Origin of the sequence: Gilvirhabdus luticola (assembly GCF_040117515.1) — a bacterium.
GTDB lineage: Bacteria > Bacteroidota > Bacteroidia > Flavobacteriales > Flavobacteriaceae > Gilvirhabdus > Gilvirhabdus luticola.
Genome location: NZ_JBEEEN010000002.1, coordinates 101,826 through 122,378, shown reverse-complemented (window position 1 = coordinate 122,378; position 20,553 = coordinate 101,826). Strand labels below are relative to the sequence as shown.

The 20,553-nt window shown below is 33.5% G+C and carries 14 protein-coding genes; 5 read left to right on the top strand and 9 right to left on the bottom strand.

Translation table 11 applies throughout. From position 1 onward, the window contains the following. Positions 1–2 precede the first annotated feature (2 nt). A complete protein-coding gene (locus AAFP94_RS05015; protein WP_316661391.1) occupies positions 3–560 on the bottom strand; it encodes a DUF2911 domain-containing protein in 558 nt (185 codons plus the stop codon). Positions 561–735: 175 nt separating this feature from the next. Here AAFP94_RS05015 and AAFP94_RS05010 point away from each other — a divergent pair, with 175 nt between their 5' ends. From AAFP94_RS05010 to AAFP94_RS05000, 3 genes are read left to right on the top strand one after another with little or no spacing between them, the layout of a single operon-like run. Beyond that, positions 736–1,284: an RNA polymerase sigma factor gene (locus AAFP94_RS05010; RefSeq protein ID WP_316661390.1), complete on the top strand. Its 549-nt coding sequence runs from the start codon at positions 736–738 to the stop codon at positions 1,282–1,284. Further along, complete coding sequence (locus AAFP94_RS05005; RefSeq protein ID WP_316661389.1) at positions 1,268–1,846, top strand: hypothetical protein; 579 nt, start codon at positions 1,268–1,270, stop codon at positions 1,844–1,846. Before AAFP94_RS05010 ends, AAFP94_RS05005 begins: the two co-directional genes overlap by 17 nt. A 22-nt stretch (positions 1,847–1,868) precedes the next feature. Next, positions 1,869–3,449 (top strand): hypothetical protein, encoded by a 1,581-nt coding sequence (locus AAFP94_RS05000; protein ID WP_316661388.1) that lies wholly within the window; start codon positions 1,869–1,871, stop codon positions 3,447–3,449. Positions 3,450–3,451: 2 nt separating this feature from the next. Here AAFP94_RS05000 and AAFP94_RS04995 read toward each other — a convergent pair whose 3' ends face one another. The 8 genes from AAFP94_RS04995 to AAFP94_RS04960 form a co-directional block, all read right to left on the bottom strand. Next, on the bottom strand, positions 3,452–4,213 hold the full coding sequence (locus AAFP94_RS04995; RefSeq protein WP_316661387.1) for a T9SS type A sorting domain-containing protein: 762 nt from the start codon (positions 4,211–4,213) through the stop codon (positions 3,452–3,454). A gap of 12 nt (positions 4,214–4,225) precedes the next feature. Next, positions 4,226–8,569, bottom strand: coding sequence for a malectin domain-containing carbohydrate-binding protein (locus tag AAFP94_RS04990; protein WP_409628177.1), 4,344 nt, complete (start codon positions 8,567–8,569; stop codon positions 4,226–4,228). A 171-nt stretch (positions 8,570–8,740) separates the two neighbouring features. Beyond that, positions 8,741–12,094, bottom strand: a complete 3,354-nt coding sequence (gene secA, locus AAFP94_RS04985; protein WP_316661385.1) for a preprotein translocase subunit SecA — start codon at positions 12,092–12,094, stop codon at positions 8,741–8,743. 164 nt (positions 12,095–12,258) lie between these two features. Next, positions 12,259–12,480, bottom strand: coding sequence for a DUF2795 domain-containing protein (locus AAFP94_RS04980; RefSeq protein ID WP_316661384.1), 222 nt, complete (start codon positions 12,478–12,480; stop codon positions 12,259–12,261). A gap of 155 nt (positions 12,481–12,635) precedes the next feature. Beyond that, positions 12,636–13,205, bottom strand: a complete 570-nt coding sequence (locus tag AAFP94_RS04975; RefSeq protein ID WP_316661383.1) for a cob(I)yrinic acid a,c-diamide adenosyltransferase — start codon at positions 13,203–13,205, stop codon at positions 12,636–12,638. 60 nt (positions 13,206–13,265) lie between these two features. Continuing rightward, positions 13,266–13,973: an ABC transporter ATP-binding protein gene (locus AAFP94_RS04970; protein ID WP_316661382.1), complete on the bottom strand. Its 708-nt coding sequence runs from the start codon at positions 13,971–13,973 to the stop codon at positions 13,266–13,268. 65 nt (positions 13,974–14,038) lie between these two features. Further along, positions 14,039–14,812, bottom strand: coding sequence for an O-methyltransferase (locus AAFP94_RS04965; RefSeq protein ID WP_316661381.1), 774 nt, complete (start codon positions 14,810–14,812; stop codon positions 14,039–14,041). Between the two features lie 56 nt (positions 14,813–14,868). Further along, positions 14,869–16,731: an ABC-F family ATP-binding cassette domain-containing protein gene (locus tag AAFP94_RS04960; protein WP_316661380.1), complete on the bottom strand. Its 1,863-nt coding sequence runs from the start codon at positions 16,729–16,731 to the stop codon at positions 14,869–14,871. A gap of 508 nt (positions 16,732–17,239) precedes the next feature. On the opposite strand from AAFP94_RS04960, the gene AAFP94_RS04955 reads away from it, so the two are divergent. Both AAFP94_RS04955 and AAFP94_RS04950 read left to right on the top strand, forming a co-directional pair. Then, a complete protein-coding gene (locus tag AAFP94_RS04955; protein WP_316661379.1) occupies positions 17,240–18,034 on the top strand; it encodes a polysaccharide biosynthesis/export family protein in 795 nt (264 codons plus the stop codon). Between the two features lie 4 nt (positions 18,035–18,038). After that, positions 18,039–20,519 carry an exopolysaccharide transport family protein gene (locus AAFP94_RS04950; protein ID WP_316661378.1) on the top strand — a complete coding sequence of 827 codons (2,481 nt, stop codon included), beginning with the start codon at positions 18,039–18,041 and terminating at the stop codon, positions 20,517–20,519. The last annotated feature ends 34 nt before the right edge of the window (positions 20,520–20,553 follow it).

Genomic DNA, 20,553 nt, shown 5'->3' with positions numbered 1-20,553 from the left:
AATTATTTTAAAGGAACTGAAATCTTTATGTCATCCCAAGCCATTGTTAAAGATAAATTATCTGTGGAATTATCAAAAGAAATAGTAAACTGTTCAACTCTATGGTTTAATTTTTCTACTGGAACAGAAAGGTTTATAACATCAAAAACTGAATCTCTCATGGGTTTCATGGTCTCATCAACACCCCAAGCATATTGTTTTGAGTTAAATATAACATTCCATGACGTGTCATTCGGTATGGTCCACAGTGTATAAATACCTGCTTTAAGCGAATCAACACCTATTTTTAGACCTTTATTGGTTTCGAATGTAGTTGCTTCATTTGCACCGGTACGCCAAACCTGATTATAAGGTACTAAAGCACCAAATATTTCACGACCTCGTTTTGAAGGTCTATTGTAAAACACTTCTAACTCTAGATCATTTAATTTAAACTCAACGGTATCTTTAGGACTTAAAGGCTTTTTAAACAACCCATCATTCAAGTAGGAGTAGAAAAAAAGACCTATGGCTGTAAGGGTTAAAAAAATTACGAGCCATTTTAAAAACTTATTTAACATTTACAAATTGTGATTTTTGATTATAAAGATACTTTAAAAGTAAATTCTGTTATAATTCTAACGAAAAATTATTTTACTTCTTATAACCTGCAAAAAATATGTATCTTTTTGCAACACATTGAAATTTGTCTCGTCTTTAAAATTGAACTAGCTAAAAACCAAAAGTAAATTACGCATGTTTCAAGTAGACATCATTGAAAAATGCAAACAGAATAACCGTAAGGCACAAATGCAGTTATACAACCAGTACTGCAATGGCATGTATATTGTTGCCAAACGGTTTGTAAAAGATGATATGGATGCAGAAGATGTTCTGCAAGATGCTTTTATAAAAGCATTTTCTAAACTTCATCAGTTTAAAAACGAAGTTACTTTTGGTGCTTGGCTTAAACGTATTGTCATTAATAAGTGTATAGATTTTTTAAAATCTAAAAAACAACAACTAGTTGACCTTGAAGAAAGACATCTAAAAGTTGTTGATACAGATAATGACAAATGGTTGGTTGAAGATACTATTACAATAGACGAAGTAAAAGAAGCAATAAATAAACTGCCCGATAAGTACAAGTACGTTGTAACATTATATTTAATTGAAGGATATGATCATCAAGAGATTTCAGAAATTTTGGATATCTCCGAAGTTACATCACGGACCCAATTATCAAGGGGAAAAATAAAATTGCAAAAACTTTTAACACTGGAGAAAGATGGCACAAGATATTAGAGATTTAGTACAACAAAACAAGCAATTAGAAAAAATAGATATGCCTAAAGGTCATGAAGGTAGATTTGTAAATAAACTGGATAAAGAATTTCCATTGCCTAAAACCAAAAGCAAATTTACATTTCTAAACATTGCAGCTACAATTGTACTATTATTTGGGTTAACTTTTGGTGGTTTTAAAATTTTTAATTCAGATAAACCAGATACCATTATTCCTAATGATGAACCTTTGGTGGTAGAAACCAAATCCTTAAAAGATGTTTCACCACAATTGAAAAAAGTTGAAGATTACTATTTGGCCAGTATTAATTATGAGTTGTCAAAGATGAAGGTCACACCAGAAAGTAAAGAGCTTTTTGATGGTTATTTGTCAAAACTTGAAGAGTTAAACAAAGAATATAACCGCTTGTCTAAAGAACTTATTGAGTCTGGACCTAATGAACTAACTGTAAATGCACTAATAGATAATCTTAAATTTCGTCTAAACCTATTGTATCGCTTAAGAGATAAATTGAATGAATTTAATAATCCTGAAAGCACATATGAAGAATCACAGTTATAACATATTAAAAATTTATCAAAAAATGAAACAGTATAAATGTATATCACTTGTTCTAGCTTTTATGTTTGTGCTCACTACAAATGCACAGCAAAGGCTGGAGAAAGCTTCACAATCTATCAAAGCGGATAAAGAAGCTGTAATCAATTTAAATACTAACTACACCAATATTGAAATCGATACTTGGAATAAAGATGTAGTTGAGATAGAAGCTTATGTAGAAAGCAACGAGCTTACAAAAGAAGAACTCCAAAAAGTTTTGGACAATTGGCAAGTAGAAATTGAAGGTTCTGGGGAAAACATTACCATAGTTACTCATGGGTCTCACGGATCTTTTGATTGGGAGTTTGATTTCGCAAACGATTTTGCTTTTGACGCTTTGCATGATTTTCGGTTTGAAATGGCAGATTTTCCTGAAATGCCAGAGATGCCAGAGATGCCAGAGATGCCAGAAATGCCAGAGATGCCAGAAATGCCAGAAATGCCAGAACTACCTGAACTTCCAGAACTACCTGAACTTCCAGAAGGTATGGAAGGTGTAAATTTCGATTTTGATGAGTACAAAAAAGATGGTGAAAAATATCTTAACGAGTGGAGTAAAGAATACGAAAAAAAATATGGAAAAGAGTACAAAGAAATAATGAAGGTTTGGGCTAAAGAGTTTGCTAAAACCGATTTTGACAAGTACTCAAAAGACATGGAAATTTGGGGTGAGAAGTTTGGAGCAAAGTTTGGAGAACAATACGCCAAAGACATGGAAAAATGGGGAGAAGAGTATGCAAAACGATTGGAAGAAGGTGGTTGGGCTGAAAAAATGGAAAAATGGGGAGAAGAATATGGTGAACGCTTTGGTGAAGAGTTTGAAAAGCGCATGCAAGAAAGAGAAAAAATGTTAGAGGCGAGACAAAAAGAGTTAGAAAAACGCCAAGAAGTTATAGTGGAGCGCCAAGAAGAAAGAGTTCGATCAATAGAAAAAAGACACGAGGAAAGGGTGAAAAGAATTCATGAAACAAAGCGTACCAACGTTATTAAAACTATAAAAATTAAAATGCCTAAAAGGGCTAAACTTAAAATGAATGTACGTCATGGTGAGCTTAAATTTGCATCTGTTATTCACAATGCAAAGGCAGATTTGGCCTATACAACACTCATAGCAAATAGCATTGATGGAAGAGATACTTCCATCAGTGCTTCATATTCGCCTGTTATAATTACCAATTGGAATTTAGGAGAACTAAAATTAAATTTTGTAGAAAATGCTCAATTAAAATACGTCAACAAATTGATGTTAAATTCTAATTCATCTAATCTTATATTAAAAGAATTAGCTGGCAATGCAAGTATTAGTGGAAGTTTTGGAGATTTTGAAATTGGTAAAATAAATGAAACCTTTAATAACCTTACTTTGGTTATAGAAAATAGTGATGTCTTAATTCATTTACCAAGTAATAAAGATTTTAATTTACAATATCAAGGGAATCGATCGCATTTAAAACATCCTGAAAATGTTTCAAAAACTTCAATACCTTCTTTTTCTTCAGGCAATACCGAAAGCAATAAAACCATTGTTGTTAACGCCAAATACAGTGACGTTATATTGAAATAGTTTTACTTCACTAAAATTTTATAAGTTGCCTGTCTTGCATCTTCAGCAGTAACTGTCATAAAATAGAATGCAGATCTTAATCTAGAAATATCAATCGCAATTTCTCCTTGTATGGCAGTTAATTGATTTCTACTTTCAATCAATTTTCCTTCAATAGAATATATTTTTAGACTTTCAATTTTAGAAGATAATTGTGAGTTTACTTTAATGAATAATTCACCACGTGCTGGATTAGGATAAACAATTAAACTATCTCGAAATACTTTATTGCTCACAGAAAGTGTACTAAAGTCTATGTCATTAGTTGTGCCTAATACTTGATTTCCGCCTGGGTTTGAAACAAATGCACCATCAGTTGGATTTGTATCATTTACAATCACAATGTTTTGAGTCTCATCTAAAACTTCAAACTCTGCAGAAAAAACAGCTCGTGTGTCATTAAAGTTAGATCCAGTTTTTGCCGCTTCATATCTAATTTCACCAGGGACAGATATGTCATTTACCAAAACCAAATTAAAAGCTCCACTTGGGATAAAAGAATTGACCTGGATAACACTTGGATTATAGGTAATTAATACCCTTACCGCATTATATACTGTTCCGGTTGAAACGGTTTCAAGTGTGTAATTAAAAGTTTGACCATTTGTTACAGGTGGGGTTACATCTACTGCAGCTACCATATCTACTTGAGCAAAGCTTACAAAACCTGAAAGGATGCATATAAATACAATAATTGATTTTTTAAAGTTGTAATTATTTTTCATAATTCTATTTTTTTAATCATTTTCTGTTTTACCAAATATGTTGTAATTACCTGCTAATAAAGCAAAGTCTGAAATATCAACTTTTCCAGAGCTATTTAGATCTGCTCTATCATCATACTCACTATCACCACTTTCCAGATTGTAAGAACCTGCCAGTATTGCAAAATCTGAAATGTTTACTTTATTATCATCATTAACATCACCTGCCAATAATTCAGGAACAATAATCGAATCATCATTTATTAGGTTTAAATTTACTAGTTCTTGCAAGTATTGTGGATGTTTTACTAATAGTTTGTAATCGCTTTCTGCAACTTGAGAACTTAATACTATTTGTCCAAATTCATCGGCGGTTTCAGAAAAGCTATAGGCAGGATTCTCCAAATCATTCAATTCATAGAAAATAATGGAATAGGTTCCACTATAATCAGATCTTCCTTGGAGAGAAACATCTAAATTTAAATCAAAATATTCTTTAATTGTCCAAAGAAATTCTACTTCAACAGGCACGCTACCTGGTTTGGAGACGGTAATGGTTACATTATGAATTCCATCACTATTTGGTCCACCAGTAACGGCCGTAGATTGAATGGTTCCAGACACTAAACCATTTGTAGGCTCTATTGCAATACCATCAGGTTGCCCAGAAATCGAATATGAAAAATTGTCAGCAGGATTTCCGCCACTTGCAACAACTGTAAAATCTAAATAATCACCTTCAAAACTTATCATGTCTGAAATTGGATCTACTTGAATTATAGGGTATTGAAGTCCTAAAATTTCAATGGCATTTACAACTGGAGCTTCTATTTCTCTAATAAATTCTAATTCCAATGAATTGTCTGTAACTGTTACGTTATGCTGTATCATTCCAGCTACTTCATTTCCATATTGGTCTGACAAATCTAAATGGTCAATTTTACGTTCGTCCTCAATATTTACACTAAAAACTCTTTGACCTGGAAGGGACGTACCATTATAAATATTTGCACCATAATAATTAACAATATAATCGCCATTGGGTACCGAAATATGATAAATCATATTATTAGTGAAACTTGATGAATTTCTTTGAGAAACCATAAGAGCCTCATACGTCGTTTGATCTATATAACCGGGAATTGAAATGTCTTTTGAACTATAATCAATGCTTCCAATTGAAAAGGTGCCACCACCTTCATCAACAATAAAGGATTCACCAATACCACCATCACCTGCTGGATTAGCTTCCCAATCTGGACCACCATCTGTAGCTGTTACAGAATTTCCACCCGTATTTATTCTTACCACTGGAACAAAGGCATCAGTAAGCTCTGCTGACACTTGTAATGAATTAGGAGAGTTGTTGCCTGAATGGGTTATTTCGAGGTTAGCACTTTTCACTCCTAAAGAGGCAAATGAAATAAAATGTATAGGAACCAAGACACTAACTCCAGGATTTATATCGAAAGGAAGGCTTATATCACTAGAAAATAAGCCTGAATCGGTTCCGGTAAAATTTAAATCAGTAACAGTGATAACATCGTCTGTTGGGCCTCCTTCATTTTTTAAGGTTACATACTTTGTTCTCAATGAATTGGTAGTAGGAGTTAAGCCAAAATCTAAATTATTAGGATTATATGTTAAAATTCCGTTCTGATTTTCATAAACTTCAATAAAATCCCAAGTCGCAGTAAATTCAGTAGAATTTCTAGATGTTGAAATTAAGGTTATTGCTAAACCTTGGTTGTCACTATCATCTAAAAAATTAATAGGAAGAGTTATTGGTGATCCCAATAGATTTAATGTTAAACCTCCATCAATAGAATAAAAAGGTTGTGCAGTATTGCCGGCAGGATTAACCGAAATATACATATTAATGGCGTTGGCACTTAAAATATCGGTAATATCATATTTGGAATCATGAGTAACTACACCACCATCTTCAAGCAGAATTTGAATTCCGTATTCAGAATCGGCATTAGTCACTCCATTCATCAAAACAATTTTCAGATAATTGTCCTGATCACCATTTCCTATGCTTATACCATAAGATTGGAAATCTACTGGGTTACTTTGAGAACCACTAATACCAAAAAAAGGGGATTCAATTTTTGAATGAATGGTAAACGGATTAGAATTGCTATCTACGTTTATTCCAAATTGAAAACCGTTATCCTGATTGTTATTGGCTTCTAAAGCATCGCCACTGGTTACTATATCAACTGTTGCTTTTCCTGCAGCTCCGCCAAATGATAAATTATTAGTGCTAAATTGATTATAGTAATTTGTTGATCCAGAAGGATCTAACATTAATCCCGTAAATCCTAATCCAAGAATGCCAGTTCCAGGATCATTATTCCAAAAAGGGTAACTAATAGGCAATGAGGTTGTCAAACCATTGTCTGCATCCAATGCAAATACATCATTTACATCTAGGATCATATCATTATCATCATCATTATCTAATAAATCCGAAATAAAATCACCATCATAATCACTTGGCTTACTTCCTTGAGAGCAAATATTGGTACCATTTTCTGTTTCGTCATAATTTGTAAAACCATCCATATCATAGTCTGCCATCTCATCGTATTCAGGATCTCCAGGCTGATAGCAGGTAATATCAGATGGTTCGAATACTGTAATACTATCTGAACCATAAGTGGCGGCCCAAACTGTTCCTGGAAAAATATCTGAATCGCCTTGAGCTATAACATCTAAAGGTATACTGCCAAATCCACTAAAAGTAGCTTCATATTCAACCACAGTATCTCCAGAAGCATTAAGTACATAACGATTAATGTTCCCATTAAATGATGCAGTTAGAATATTACCTTGCATGGCTCCGTTGAAATTTGAAGCGGTATATTCTGCAATACCATTTGTTGAAGCATTAATGATATCCAAAATATTAACTTTAGTACTTCCTACAGGCTCATCCATTAAATATTCTCCTAATCTTGGATCGTCTGGAAAATCTGCAACAGTAAAAGAACTATTAAAATATCCAGAACACCCTACTAATAATGTTGCTAAATCAGTATTGTATAATTCATTCCATGTACCTCCATTATTCTCATAAGCAATAATCTTGGCCCTTGATGGAAATGCATTAATTGGTAAAGGATGGCCGCCAAAATACGTACCATTGGAATCATTTATTGTTCCAACAAAATGTAGCGGATCACCATGTAACGAGCTACCATTTTCATTTATTTCGTTTGTTACATAATGATTAATCGGATCGTATCCTCCAACGACTGTACTTTGATCTCCTAAAAATGTATCGGTGTTGACATCATAAATTTTAGGCAATCCACCCCAACCTGAATTTGGACCATTATCTGATAAATAAATTCTACCATTTTCGGTTATAAGGGTATCGTAAGGATTCCTAAATCCTGGAGCAAATATTTGAATTGGGCTTCCGGCCTCAAAAAAAGCCTGATTTAAACTGTTATTACCGCCAAAAGGATCACCAATATCTATTGTGGCATTATACATTGGGTGACCAATGGGATATGGGAAATTAGGATCTGTATTATCTATATCTGCTCGACTAGGGTCATTCAATGTTGGTAAATCGTATACATAATCTGTGTTAGTTCTTGGATCAGTATAAACCATCATAGACTCCAATTGTGTTAAATCTATGATATGTACACTTCCTGAATAAAAGTATTCTGGTGTACCTGCAAAATTGTTGGATGGCGCTCCCTTATTGGTATTACCTCCTTGATTAAGTAACATATATCGTGTACCATTTCTTTCAAACAATTGCATACCATTGGTGGAATGATTTTCTTCACAACGAGGCAAGCCACGTATCAAGTCAATCTTATTCCATTGATTTCCATCCCATTCTAGTTTAGACAGCACACCTGAATTAGTATCTAAATTACTGTCTTCACCACCACCGCCACCACCGATTAAATTATCTGATGATGTTACATATATAATGGGATTCAGAGCAGTACCTGATAATATAATCCCAGTAATTTGTCTAGTTAGAGCTTGAGTAATATTGCCTGAATCGTCATGATTTTTTATCGAATTTCTAATAATGGTAATTTCTTCTGAATTGGTAACAGAGTATGTTCCACTTCCAATAGCAGCGTTATCTCTTTCTATTGTATAGGCCCAAATGGTTCCATTTTGTTGTGAAACATAAAGTCTGTCATCAGGGCCAAATTCTAACGACGTTGGATTAGTAACAGTTTCTCCTATTAACCCAGAAGAACCGAAGCTAATGGTTTGTGCTTTTATGGGTGAGAAACTAAATAAAACAAATGATAAAATTACTAGAAAAAAAATATAGTACTCCCTTTTTATATGCTGAAGATTAAGTAACATAATAGATTCTTGTTTGGTCAAATTTTGGGCCGATTTAGTATTAAAATTTTAGGGAAAACTTTGAAGCGTGAATTTAAAAAAAAAGCAGAAAACTAGCAGGTACTTTTAATAGTTTTCGTTAAAAACAGTAAATAATCGGATATACAGTTCAATGCTATAAAAAAAACTATTTAACTGATTTTTATGTTTTTATTAATCTTCAATTAAAACCCATTCGCCTTTAGTAATTAGAGGCTCCGCCTGTTTATATTTTAGAGTCCTATTTTCACCGCTCATTACATGTTTAATTGTAACACGATCGTTTCTTCCAATTTTAGGTCTGTCTCGAACAATGGTTTCAACAACTTCTGGTTGTCGTTGGGTGTTTCCGGCTGCTCTATTTTGTGCAGAACGTTCATCCAAGTTTGGAATTTCTTCTTTGGTAGTTTCAAGTTTTTCTCTTTTGCGAGTTTGTCTTGCTTCACTAATGTTTCCTTCTTCTGTTGGTAATTCACCTTTAAACAAGAATGAAATAACATCTTTATTCACTTGATCTATAGTGCTTTTAAACAATTCAAAAGCTTCAAACTTATAAATAAGAAGTGGATCTTTTTGTTCATGCACAGCCAATTGAACGGATTGTTTTAACTCATCCATTTTGCGTAAATGCGTTTTCCATGCATCATCAATGATGGCCAAAGTGATGTTCTTTTCGAAATCGGTAATTAATTGCTTTCCTTTAGATTCGTATGCTTTTTCAAGATCTGTAACCACTTGCAATGTTTTAACACCATCTGTAAAAGGAACTACAATACGTTTAAATTTATCTCGTTGATTTTCATAGACATTTTTGATAACAGGAAATGCAATTTCAGCATTACGTTGCATTTTTTCTTTATAATGATCAAAAGCTGCTTTGTAAACTTTAGATGCAATTTCCTGAACCGAGAGTTTTTCAAATTGTTCTTTATTAATTGGGGAACTCATTGAAAAATAACGAATCAACTCAAACTCAAAGTTTTTATAATCGTTAGCTGCCTTATTAGTGTCTGCAATAATTTCAGCCGTGTCAAAAATCATATTGGCAAAATCAACACGAAGGCGCTCACCAAAAAGAGCATGATAGCGACGTTTATAAACGACTTCACGTTGTGCGTTCATAACATCGTCATATTCCAACAAACGTTTTCTAATTCCGAAGTTGTTTTCTTCTACTTTTTTCTGTGCTCGCTCAATAGATTTTGAGATCATGGAATGTTGAATAACTTCACCTTCTTTAAGGCCCATTCTATCCATCATTTTGGCAATACGTTCACTACCGAATAATCTCATCAAATTGTCTTCTAACGACACATAAAATTGAGAACTTCCAGGATCTCCTTGACGACCAGAACGTCCTCGTAACTGCCTATCTACACGACGTGAATCATGACGTTCTGTCCCCACAATAGCAAGACCTCCAGCTTTTTTCACTTCGTCTGAAAGTTTGATATCTGTACCACGACCAGCCATATTTGTAGCAATAGTCACTTGACCAGATTGTCCAGCTTCTGCAACAATGTCTGCTTCTTTTTTATGCAGTTTTGCGTTTAATACATTATGAGGAATTTTACGAATGGCTAGCATTTTTGCCAGCAACTCACTAATTTCAACAGACGTTGTTCCAATTAAAACAGGACGTCCTTCTTGTGATAATTTGGTTACCTCATCAATAACTGCATTGTATTTTTCGCGTTTGGTTTTATAAACCAAATCTTGTTTATCGTCTCTGGCAATTGGCCTGTTGGTAGGAATTTCTACTACATCCAACTTATAGATTTCCCAGAATTCTCCAGCTTCAGTTACCGCAGTACCTGTCATACCAGACAATTTACGATACATTCTGAAATAATTTTGAAGTGTTATGGTGGCAAATGTTTGGGTAGCCGCTTCAATCTTTACATTTTCTTTAGCCTCAATCGCTTGATGTAAACCGTCACTGTAACGACGTCCATCCATAATACGACCTGTTTGCTCGTCAACAATCATGACTTTATTGTCTATGACGACATACTGAACGTCTTTTTCAAAAAGTGCGTAAGCTTTAAGCAGTTGATTCAATGTATGAATACGTTCTGATTTGACCCCAAAATCTCTGAACAATTCTTCTTTTAGTTTTGCTTCTTCTTGAGTTGGTAAACCTTGATCTTCAATTTTAGCAATTTCGACGCCTATTTCTGGCATTACGAAAAAGTCTGGATCATCCTTTCCGGAAAGATATTCAACCCCTTTATCTGATAATTCTATTTGATTATTTTTCTCATCGATAACATAATAAAGTTCTGCATCTACCTTTGGCATTTCCCTGTTGTTGTCCTGCATGTAAAAGTTTTCAGTTTTTTGCAGTAACTGCTTAACTCCTTCTTCGCTTAAGAACTTAATTAATGCTTTATTTTTTGGAATTCCACGAAATACACGTAATAATTTAAAACCACCTTCTTTAGTGTCTCCTTCTGCAATTAATTTTTTTGCTTCAGCTAAAACTCCAGTTAGATATTTACGCTGAACACTAACGATATCATCCACTTTAGGTTTTAGTTCATTAAATTCGTGCCTGTCGCCTTGAGGAATTGGACCAGAAATAATCAATGGTGTACGTGCATCATCTACTAATACAGAATCGACCTCATCTACAATAGCAAAGTGGTGAGGACGTTGCACCAAATCGTCTGGTGAATGTGCCATATTATCTCGTAGATAATCAAAGCCAAATTCGTTATTGGTTCCGTAGGTAATATCGGCATTATAAGCTTTTTTTCGAGCAGCAGAATTAGGTTGGTGGTAGTCTATACAATCAACACTTAAGCCATGAAACTCGAAAATAGGAGCCATCCAAGCACTATCACGTTTTGCTAAATAATCATTTACCGTGACCAAATGTACTCCTTTACCACATAATGCGTTGAGGTACATAGGAAGTGTAGCGACCAGAGTTTTACCTTCACCAGTTTGCATTTCTGCTATTTTTCCTTGATGCATGGCAATACCACCAATAAGTTGTACATCGTAATGCACCATGTCCCAAGTAACCGGTTTACCAGCTGCATCCCAAGAGTTAGACCATATGGCTTTATCGTCATCTAGTGTTATATAATCTTTTTCTCCAGATAATTCTCTATCAAAGGTATTCGCTGTAACTGTAATACTGGTATTATCTACAAAGCGCTTTGCAGTTTCCTTTACAACTGCAAAAGCTTCTGGCAATATTTGGTTTAAAACGTCTTCTGTAATTTTGTAAGCTTCGTCTTTTAGCTTATCTATTTCTTGATAAATGTCTTCTCGTCTGTCAATATCATCTGTTGCTTCTGCTTCTTGTAGAAGTTTAGCTATTTGGTCATCAGTGTCCTTATTAGCTTCTGCTATGATATTTTTAAAAGATGTAGTTTTAGCTCTTAATTCGTCATGTGATAAAGCTTCTATAGCCGATTCAAATGTTTTAATTTGATTGACAATAGGCATGATAGCCTTAACATCTTGTTTTGATTTGTCTCCTACAAATACTTTTAATACTGAATTTAATAAACTCATGTGTTGTTTATTTTAAACGGTAGTTAATTGTCTACCCTTATTTTATTGTAAAATCTTTAAACAGTAAATTTGTCATTCAAAGATACGTTTTGTTGTTATGATTAATTAATGTAAAGGCACAAAAAAAGCCTCATGAAGAGACTTTTTATGTTTAATTAAAGTTATTAATATTCGTCCTCGTTCCAGAGGTAATCTTCATCTGTTGGATAGTCGGACCAAATTTCTTCAATAGAATCGTAAGAATCACCTTCGTCTTCTATTGCTTGAAGATTTTCAACAACTTCTAAAGGCGCTCCTGTTCTAATAGAATAATCTATTAATTCATCCTTTGTTGCAGGCCAAGGTGCATCACTTAAATACGATGCTAATTCTAGTGTCCAATACATTTGTAATTCAATTTAAATTTTTTGCAAAAATAATTTTTTAGTTTAAACAAGCAAGAAAAAAATGAATTATTTAATCATTATTTTAAAGAACGGTCTTTAGTACTGTCTATTTTATATTCAAAAGGCGAAAACAATACTTTTGGATTCTTTAAATATTACTTTTTGGGAACCCATTTAATTTCTGTTACCTGCAAGTCATGAGACAACTTCCGTGCCAACACAAAAAGATAGTCAGATAGTCGGTTAAGATATATTAAAGTATGAGATTCTACTGGTTCAAATTCGTTAAGTGCTGATGTTAAACGCTCTGCTCTACGGCATACACAGCGCGCTATATGACAGAATGACACCGTTTGGTGCCCTCCAGGAAGTACAAAGTTTGTCATAGGAGGAAGACTTTCATTCATTACATCCATTTCTCTTTCAAGTAATGCAATATCTTCCGAAGAGATTTTAGGAATGTTTAAACGTTCTTTACCGCTTTTTAGAATAGCTTTTTCAGGATCTGTTGCCAAAATAGCTCCAACTGTGAACAAGTTTTCCTGAATTTGAATGATAATCTTTTGATATTGTTCATCAATTTTTTGATCTCTTATTAAACCGAGATGAGAGTTTAACTCATCCACCGTGCCATAACTCTCTATTCGAATATGATGTTTTGGCACTCGAGTACCTCCAAACAAAGCCGTTGTACCCTTATCTCCTGTTTTGGTATAAATTTTCATTCCTAATCAATAATATTTGGAAAGTTAAAAGTTAAAAGTTAAAAAGTAAAATGTAAATCGTTATATTTTTTTGGCAAGACTTTTATTTTTTCGGGTGTCGCTATCAATCATGCCATCAATTAATCTGATAATACGATGTGCACGCGCAGCAATATCTTCTTCATGAGTGACCATAATCACAGTGTTTCCAGATTTATGAATATCGTCAAAAAGCTCCATGATTTCTAAAGAGGTTTTAGAATCCAGATTTCCAGTAGGTTCGTCAGCAAGTATGATAGATGGCTTGTTAATTAATGCTCTGCCAACCGCAACACGTTGGCGTTGACCTCCGGATAATTGATTGGGTTTATGGTCCATTCTATCGGATAAACCTACATTAGCAAGTACTTCTTGAGCTCTTTTTATTCTGTCACTTTTTGAAACGCCTGCATAAATCATTGGTAAGGCGACGTTGTCTAATGCTGTAGTTCTAGGTAGTAGGTTGAAGGTTTGAAACACAAATCCGATTTCTGTATTTCTGATGTCTGCCAATTCATCGTCACTCATTTTGCTTACATCCTTTCCATTCAAAATATAGCTTCCAGCTGTTGGTGTATCTAAACAACCCAAAATATTCATGAGTGTGGATTTTCCAGAACCCGAAGGTCCCATAATCGCAACATATTCGCCTCTTTCAATATCTAAATCAATACCTTTTAACACATGAACTGTTTCCTGCCCTAATTTAAAATCGCGTATAATACCCCTAATCTTTATAAGATTGCTCATGAGATTTCTTTTGTCCTGTAAAAATATTGTTTTTTGTTTAGTATGACGCAGGATTTAACTTGTTGTTACATTCTAATTGTAAAATGTTCTTTTGCCTGTTCTTTTCTGAAGAACACAAAACCCCAGAAGAAAGTATCAATGGTTATGGTGACTTTAGGATGTTGTTTTATGTCTTGCCATGCTTCTGTCATATCTTTAGACCAATAAATATCATCAAATATAAATATAGAGTCATTATGCACCGTTGAAAGCAAGGTGTTAAAATACTTTAGTGTTGCTTGTTTTTGATGATTGCCATCAAAGAAAACCAAATCGTATGCATTGTTAGTTAGCTTTGGAACAAGTGTATCGAAATCCTCATTTATTAGCATCATATTTTTAAGCCCAATGACTTCAAAATTGGTTTTTGTAAATTTTGAAATATTTGGACACCCTTCGACGGTTGTTATGGTGGCTTGAGGATTTGCTAAATTCATAGCATGAGTAGCGATGCCTAGTGAAGTGCCTAATTCTAAAATGTTCTTAATATGAAAATAATTGACTAATCTGTATAATAATTTTGTCCGTTTTAATGTGCTTCCGGAGTTTTTTGCAATGCTAGATATTTTGCGAACATTGTTTTTGGTATTTTTTGAACCCGAACCTAAATCGGTAATTTTAATAGCTAGATCCGATCTTAATAATGCATTTCTATAGTTGATGAGTTCTTTGTAATCAAAATATTGTTTTTTATCATAGAAACATTTGGTCACTACATCAAAAACAAAAGGTGAATGCACACCATGTTGTTTGGTTGAATTCGTTAGGAACTTAATATATGCAAAAAGTGAATACCACATTTTTTAAGACAAAAAATTAAAAGAGATTTCTCGTTTCACTCGAAATGACGTTTTATTTATGATTCCATTTTTGTGGTTAGCTCAAACCAACGTTCTTCTTTGATTTCAATTTCATTCATAATCTTTTCTAGTTGTTGAGATAATTCTTTAATCTGTTTTTCAGTCATATCAGAATTGTTGAATTTGACTTCTATTTCGGCTTTATCAAACTCTAATGTTTTTAGTTTACTTTCAATATTTTTGAGTTCTCTCTGTTCGTTGTAAGATAATTTATTATTCTCATCTTTTTTCCATTGCTTTTTCTCTTTTGGACTATTTTCAATAACGTCTACCATAGTTTGACTCGCTTCATAAGTTCTAAAATCTGTATAATTTCCAGGGAAATCTTCGACAATACCTTGACCACGAAACACAAAAAGATGGTCTACAATCTTATCCATAAAATATCTGTCGTGCGACACGACCAGCAAGCATCCGGGAAAATCCAACAAGAAATCTTCAAGTACATTGAGTGTCACAATATCCAGATCGTTGGTTGGTTCATCCAAAATTAAGAAATTAGGATTTTGAATCAGTACCGTGCACAAATAGAGTCGTTTACGCTCGCCACCGCTTAACTTTTCAACAAAATCGTATTGCTTTTTCCTATCAAATAAAAAACGTTCTAGTAATTGCTGCGCACTTATCTGCCTTCCTTTTTTTAACGGAATATAATCGCCAAACTCTTTTATGACTTCAATGACCTTTTGTTCAGGTTTTATTTCTATTCCTTTTTGTGTATAATATCCAAATTTTACGGTATCACCAATAACCACTTTGCCAGTATCAGGTTTTTGCAATTGAGTTATGATATTTAAGAAGGTTGATTTTCCCGTACCATTTTTACCAATAATCCCGATTCGTTCTCCCTTTTTAAAAGTATATTCAAATTGATTTAAAAGTATATGTGCCCCAAAAGATTTGCTTATGTTATGAAGTTCCACAATTTTACTACCCAAGCGTTCCATATTTATTTCCAATTGCACTTCATGATCATTTCTACGTTGATGTGCTCGCTGTTTAATCTCATGAAAATCGTCAATTCTGGATTTTGATTTTGTGGTTCGTGCTTTGGGTTGCCGACGCATCCAGTTTAATTCTTTTTTGAATAACTGTTGCGCTTTACCTGTTTCAATAGTTTGCAAGGTTATTCGGGCTTCACGTTTTTCCAGAAAATTCTGGTAATTTCCTTTGTAACTGTACAACTGACCTTCGTCCAATTCGATAATTTCGTTGCACACACGCTCTAAAAAATAGCGATCGTGTGTGACCATAAATAGGGTAATGGATTCTTTGGCAAAAAAATCTTCCAACCACTCAATCATTTCAAGATCTAAATGGTTTGTAGGCTCGTCCAAAATGAGCACATCTGGTCTTGTAATTAATACATTGGCTAATGCTACCCTTTTTTTCTGCCCACCAGACAAGGTACTTATTTTTACAGATACATCATTTAAGTTTAGCTGTGATAAGATTTGCGTGTATTGTGTTTCAAAATCCCATGCATTATGAATTTCCATTTGCTCGAATGCCTTTTGATAAGTTTCAGAATCATCAGGATTTTTAAGAGCCTCTTCATATTGCTTGATGATTTTTAAAACAGGATTGTTAAAACTAAAAATGCTTTCTTCAATAGTTAAATTTTCCTGTAACTTTGGTTCTTGAGGTAAATAGGCATGCGTGATGTTATTTCTATAAATCACCTGACCAGTATCTGGTTGATCTGTTTTGTTGAGAATATTCAAAATGGTGGTTTTGCCACTACCATTTTTAGCAATGAAGCCTATTTTTTGATCCTTGTGAATGCTGAATGATAGATCAGAGAATAGTGTGAGTTCTCCATAGGATTTTGAAATATTTTCTACGTTGATGTAATTCAAAATTTGTTTTTTGCAAAGAACGGATAAAATAGGAACATCTCCTATTTGTTGTTATTAAACCATGTTGTATATTAATGTTGCCTTGTACTCTATCTTGAGTTGATCGTAAAGATTGTTTGTTAATAGGTTTCATTTTGTCTTCAATAAACTCAAGATAGTATTGCTTTTAAGGAGTTATTGAAGAAGGTTGTGTCTTATATCTTCTTTTTTGCATTGACCAAAAAAGAAGCAAAAAAGTCTAGACTTACTAAAACTCATGTAAATTTATTATTTGAATTCTAAACCTTCTGACCTTTTCAGCTAAAGCTGAATTCGAACAAGCAGAAGTTTTTTAACAAATTCTTCATTTCAAATTTCACGACAAGTTTTAGTAGGTCGATTTAAGGTTTTATCCTATCCTCTTCAAGTCAAGTTATTTTTTCATTTTATGACATTAATTTTAAAAACTATACTATAAGTCTTAAATAAAAAAAATATGTAGATTTGTGTATTGACAAATTGCCTCAATATGAAGAGATTTTTGGTTATTGCTAATATTCTTATAGCTATACTTTTTGCATCTTGTGTACCCTATAAGGATACTGTTTATTTGCAAGTTAAGGAAACTGCTTTGAACGATACTACACAGATTATTACAGAAGCGCAAAAACCGTATCGTGTACAAATCAATGATATTTTGAATATTCGTGTTAAGGCATTGGATCAGGATAATGTGCAAATATTCAATCCTATAGGAGAGCAAAACTTGAATGCTACAAATGAGCAACGCGCTTATTTTGATGGTTTTACTGTGGATTTACATGGTGATATTAGAGTGCCTACATTAGGGAAAATTCATGTTTTAGGATATACTACTGAAGAAATTGAGAAAATGATAGAGTCAAAACTATTAGATGAACAGTTTAAAGAAACCGCAAATATATTTGTCACTGTAAAATTGACTGGATTACGTTTTTCAATTAACGGTGAAGTTGGTGGCCCTGGTACCAAAACCCTTTATCAAGAACGAGTTAATATTTTTCAGGCCATTGCTAATTCAGGAGAGATTAGAGATACTGGTGATCGAAAAGACGTGTTAATTATTAGACAGTATCCGCAAGGACAGCAAATCCATCATTTGGACTTAACAGATGTCAATGTTATGAAATCCCCTTACTATTATATACAGCCGAATGACATGATTTATGTCAAACCTTTAAAAGTAAAGGCTTTAGGAGCAGGAACAACTGCCTTGCAAAATTTAACTTCTGTGCTCACTGTAGTTTCAGTCATTACAACTGTAATCTTAATATTTAAACTATAAAGTTATGGATTCAGAGTTTGATGATTTAGGACAGGAAGAAGTTAGAGGCATGACTTTTGATTTTCGAGGCTTTTTATTTAAGGCTTTAAATCTCTGGAAGCTCGTTTTTTTGAGCATTGGCGTTTCGTTTATTATTGCCTATTTTATCAATGTTCGCAAACAAAATGTCTATCGTTTAAGTTCACTGGTTTCTATCGAAAATGAGCAAAATCCATTTTTTACAGCTAATACTAGCATTTCGTTTAATTGGGGTGGTGTATCAGGTAAGGTTGGTCGTGTTATTACATCTCTTAAAACACGAAGTCATAATGAACTGGTCGTTGATTCATTGCAGTTCTATTTAGGATATTATGTGCAAGGAAGATACAGACTAGAAAATATTTATAAAAATGCCCCTTTTTATCTTGAACTTGATAAAAGTCAAGGTCAAATATTGCATTTTCCTATCGGAATTCGATTTTTAAATGATACTGAATATGAAATTTTTGCAACTTTTGAATCTGAGAATGCAACTGTGCAGCGATATGATAATACTAAATCAAAATACCGCACAGCATTGCCATTAGGTGATTTTCGTCAAAAGTTTAAAATAGGCGAGGCAGTTTCTCTACCGTTTTTAAACTTTACTTTGTATAAACGCAATTCGAATCCAATCTCACCAAATTCTGAGTTTTATGTGCAATTTTCTAACTTTGATGGGATTGTAAATACTTATAAAAATGGCATTGCGGTTAGACCATTAGGAGGATCTTCTTCTGTTTTGCAATTAGCTTTATCTGGTACTAATAAATCCATGATTGTTGATTATTTAAATACTACGACTGTTATTTTAAGCGAGTCTGAATTGAAGCGAAAAAACTTGTATGCTACGAACACAATTAAGTTTATTGATAGTAGTCTTGCAGCAGTGAGCACTGATTTAAAAAATGTAATTAATGAGATGAATACCTTTAGAAAAGAAAATAAGGTGTTTGATGTTGATGATGAAATGGCACAGGTTTCATCGCAATTACGGCAGTTTGAACTTAACAAAGAAGATGAGCTAACCAAACTCAATTATTTGGATGCGCTGAAAGATTATTTACAAACAAAAACAGACTATACGAATATAGCTGCACCAACTTCTGTTGGTATCACTGAAGGCAATATTGTCAGTGGCGTTGGTAAAATTACCAGTTTGGCTATAGAAAGGCAAAATTTGGAATATACTACACGTGAAGAATCTGACTTGTTTAAAGATATTGATCGGCAGATCGATGCCGAAAAGAATGTTTTATTAGAAACTATTGATGCTACCAAAAATACAATTCGTGATTATTTACGTTCTCTTAATCGGAATATAGCTAATTTAGAATCCAAGTTGAGTGATTTACCAGAAGATCAGCAGGAATATTTAAGAATCCAACGAAGACTGGATATTGGGCAGGAGTCTTATAATGTTTATATGGACAAACGCAGTGAGGCTGCGATAGTCAAAGCTGCCAATGTATCTGATATTATACCCATTGATGAGGCTAAAGATATTGGTGCTGGTCTCATTGGACCTAATAAGAGTTTGAATTATTGGTTGGCTTTGATGGTTGGTTTTTTTACTCCAATGCTCTTAATTTTTATTGTTTTTCTATTAGACAACACTATTCATGGTTCCGATGAAATTGAGCGTCTTTCAAAAATTCCTATTTTGGGATTGATAGGAAAATATCGTTATCATAATAATCTTGTTGTCTATGAAAAACCTAAATCTGCTGTGTCTGAGTCTTTTCGTTCTATTCGCTCCAGTTTACAGTTTATATTCAAAAAACAAAAGACAAAAGGTGGTAAAACGCTCATGATTACCTCATCTGTTAGTGGTGAGGGCAAAACTTTTTGTTCTATCAATGTTGCTACTGCATACGCTTTGTCAGGAAAAAAAACCATATTATTAGGATTGGATTTGCGTAAGCCTAAAATATTCAACGACTTTGATATCACGAACGATAAGGGTATTGTTAATTATCTCATTGAGGATAGGTCCTTAAATGATGTATTGAATCATACACATATTGATAATTTTGATGTTATAACGTCAGGACCAGTGCCACCCAACCCTTCTGAACTTTTGATGGATCCTAAACTAAATGAACTCATAACAAGTTTGCGAGAAACCTATGATATTATCATTTTAGACACACCACCCATTGCTCTTGTCACTGATGCACTCACACTCACACAGCATGCCGATGCGACTTTATTTATGGTGCGTTTAGATTATACTAAAAAAGGGATGTTGCAAATTGTCAATATAAAGCACAAGATCGGTGAAATAAAGAACGTACATTTTGTTTTGAATTTTTATAAACATAAGACAAATCATAATTATGGCTATGGTTATGGTTACGGTTATGGTTATGGTTACGGTTATGGCCAATATGGTAATACTTATCTTGAGAATTCGAAATCTAATACCCTGTTAGGAAGAATCAAAACCTTTATAAAACGTATTTGAGCAAACTAATCATGAACTTTACTTATTTAATTTT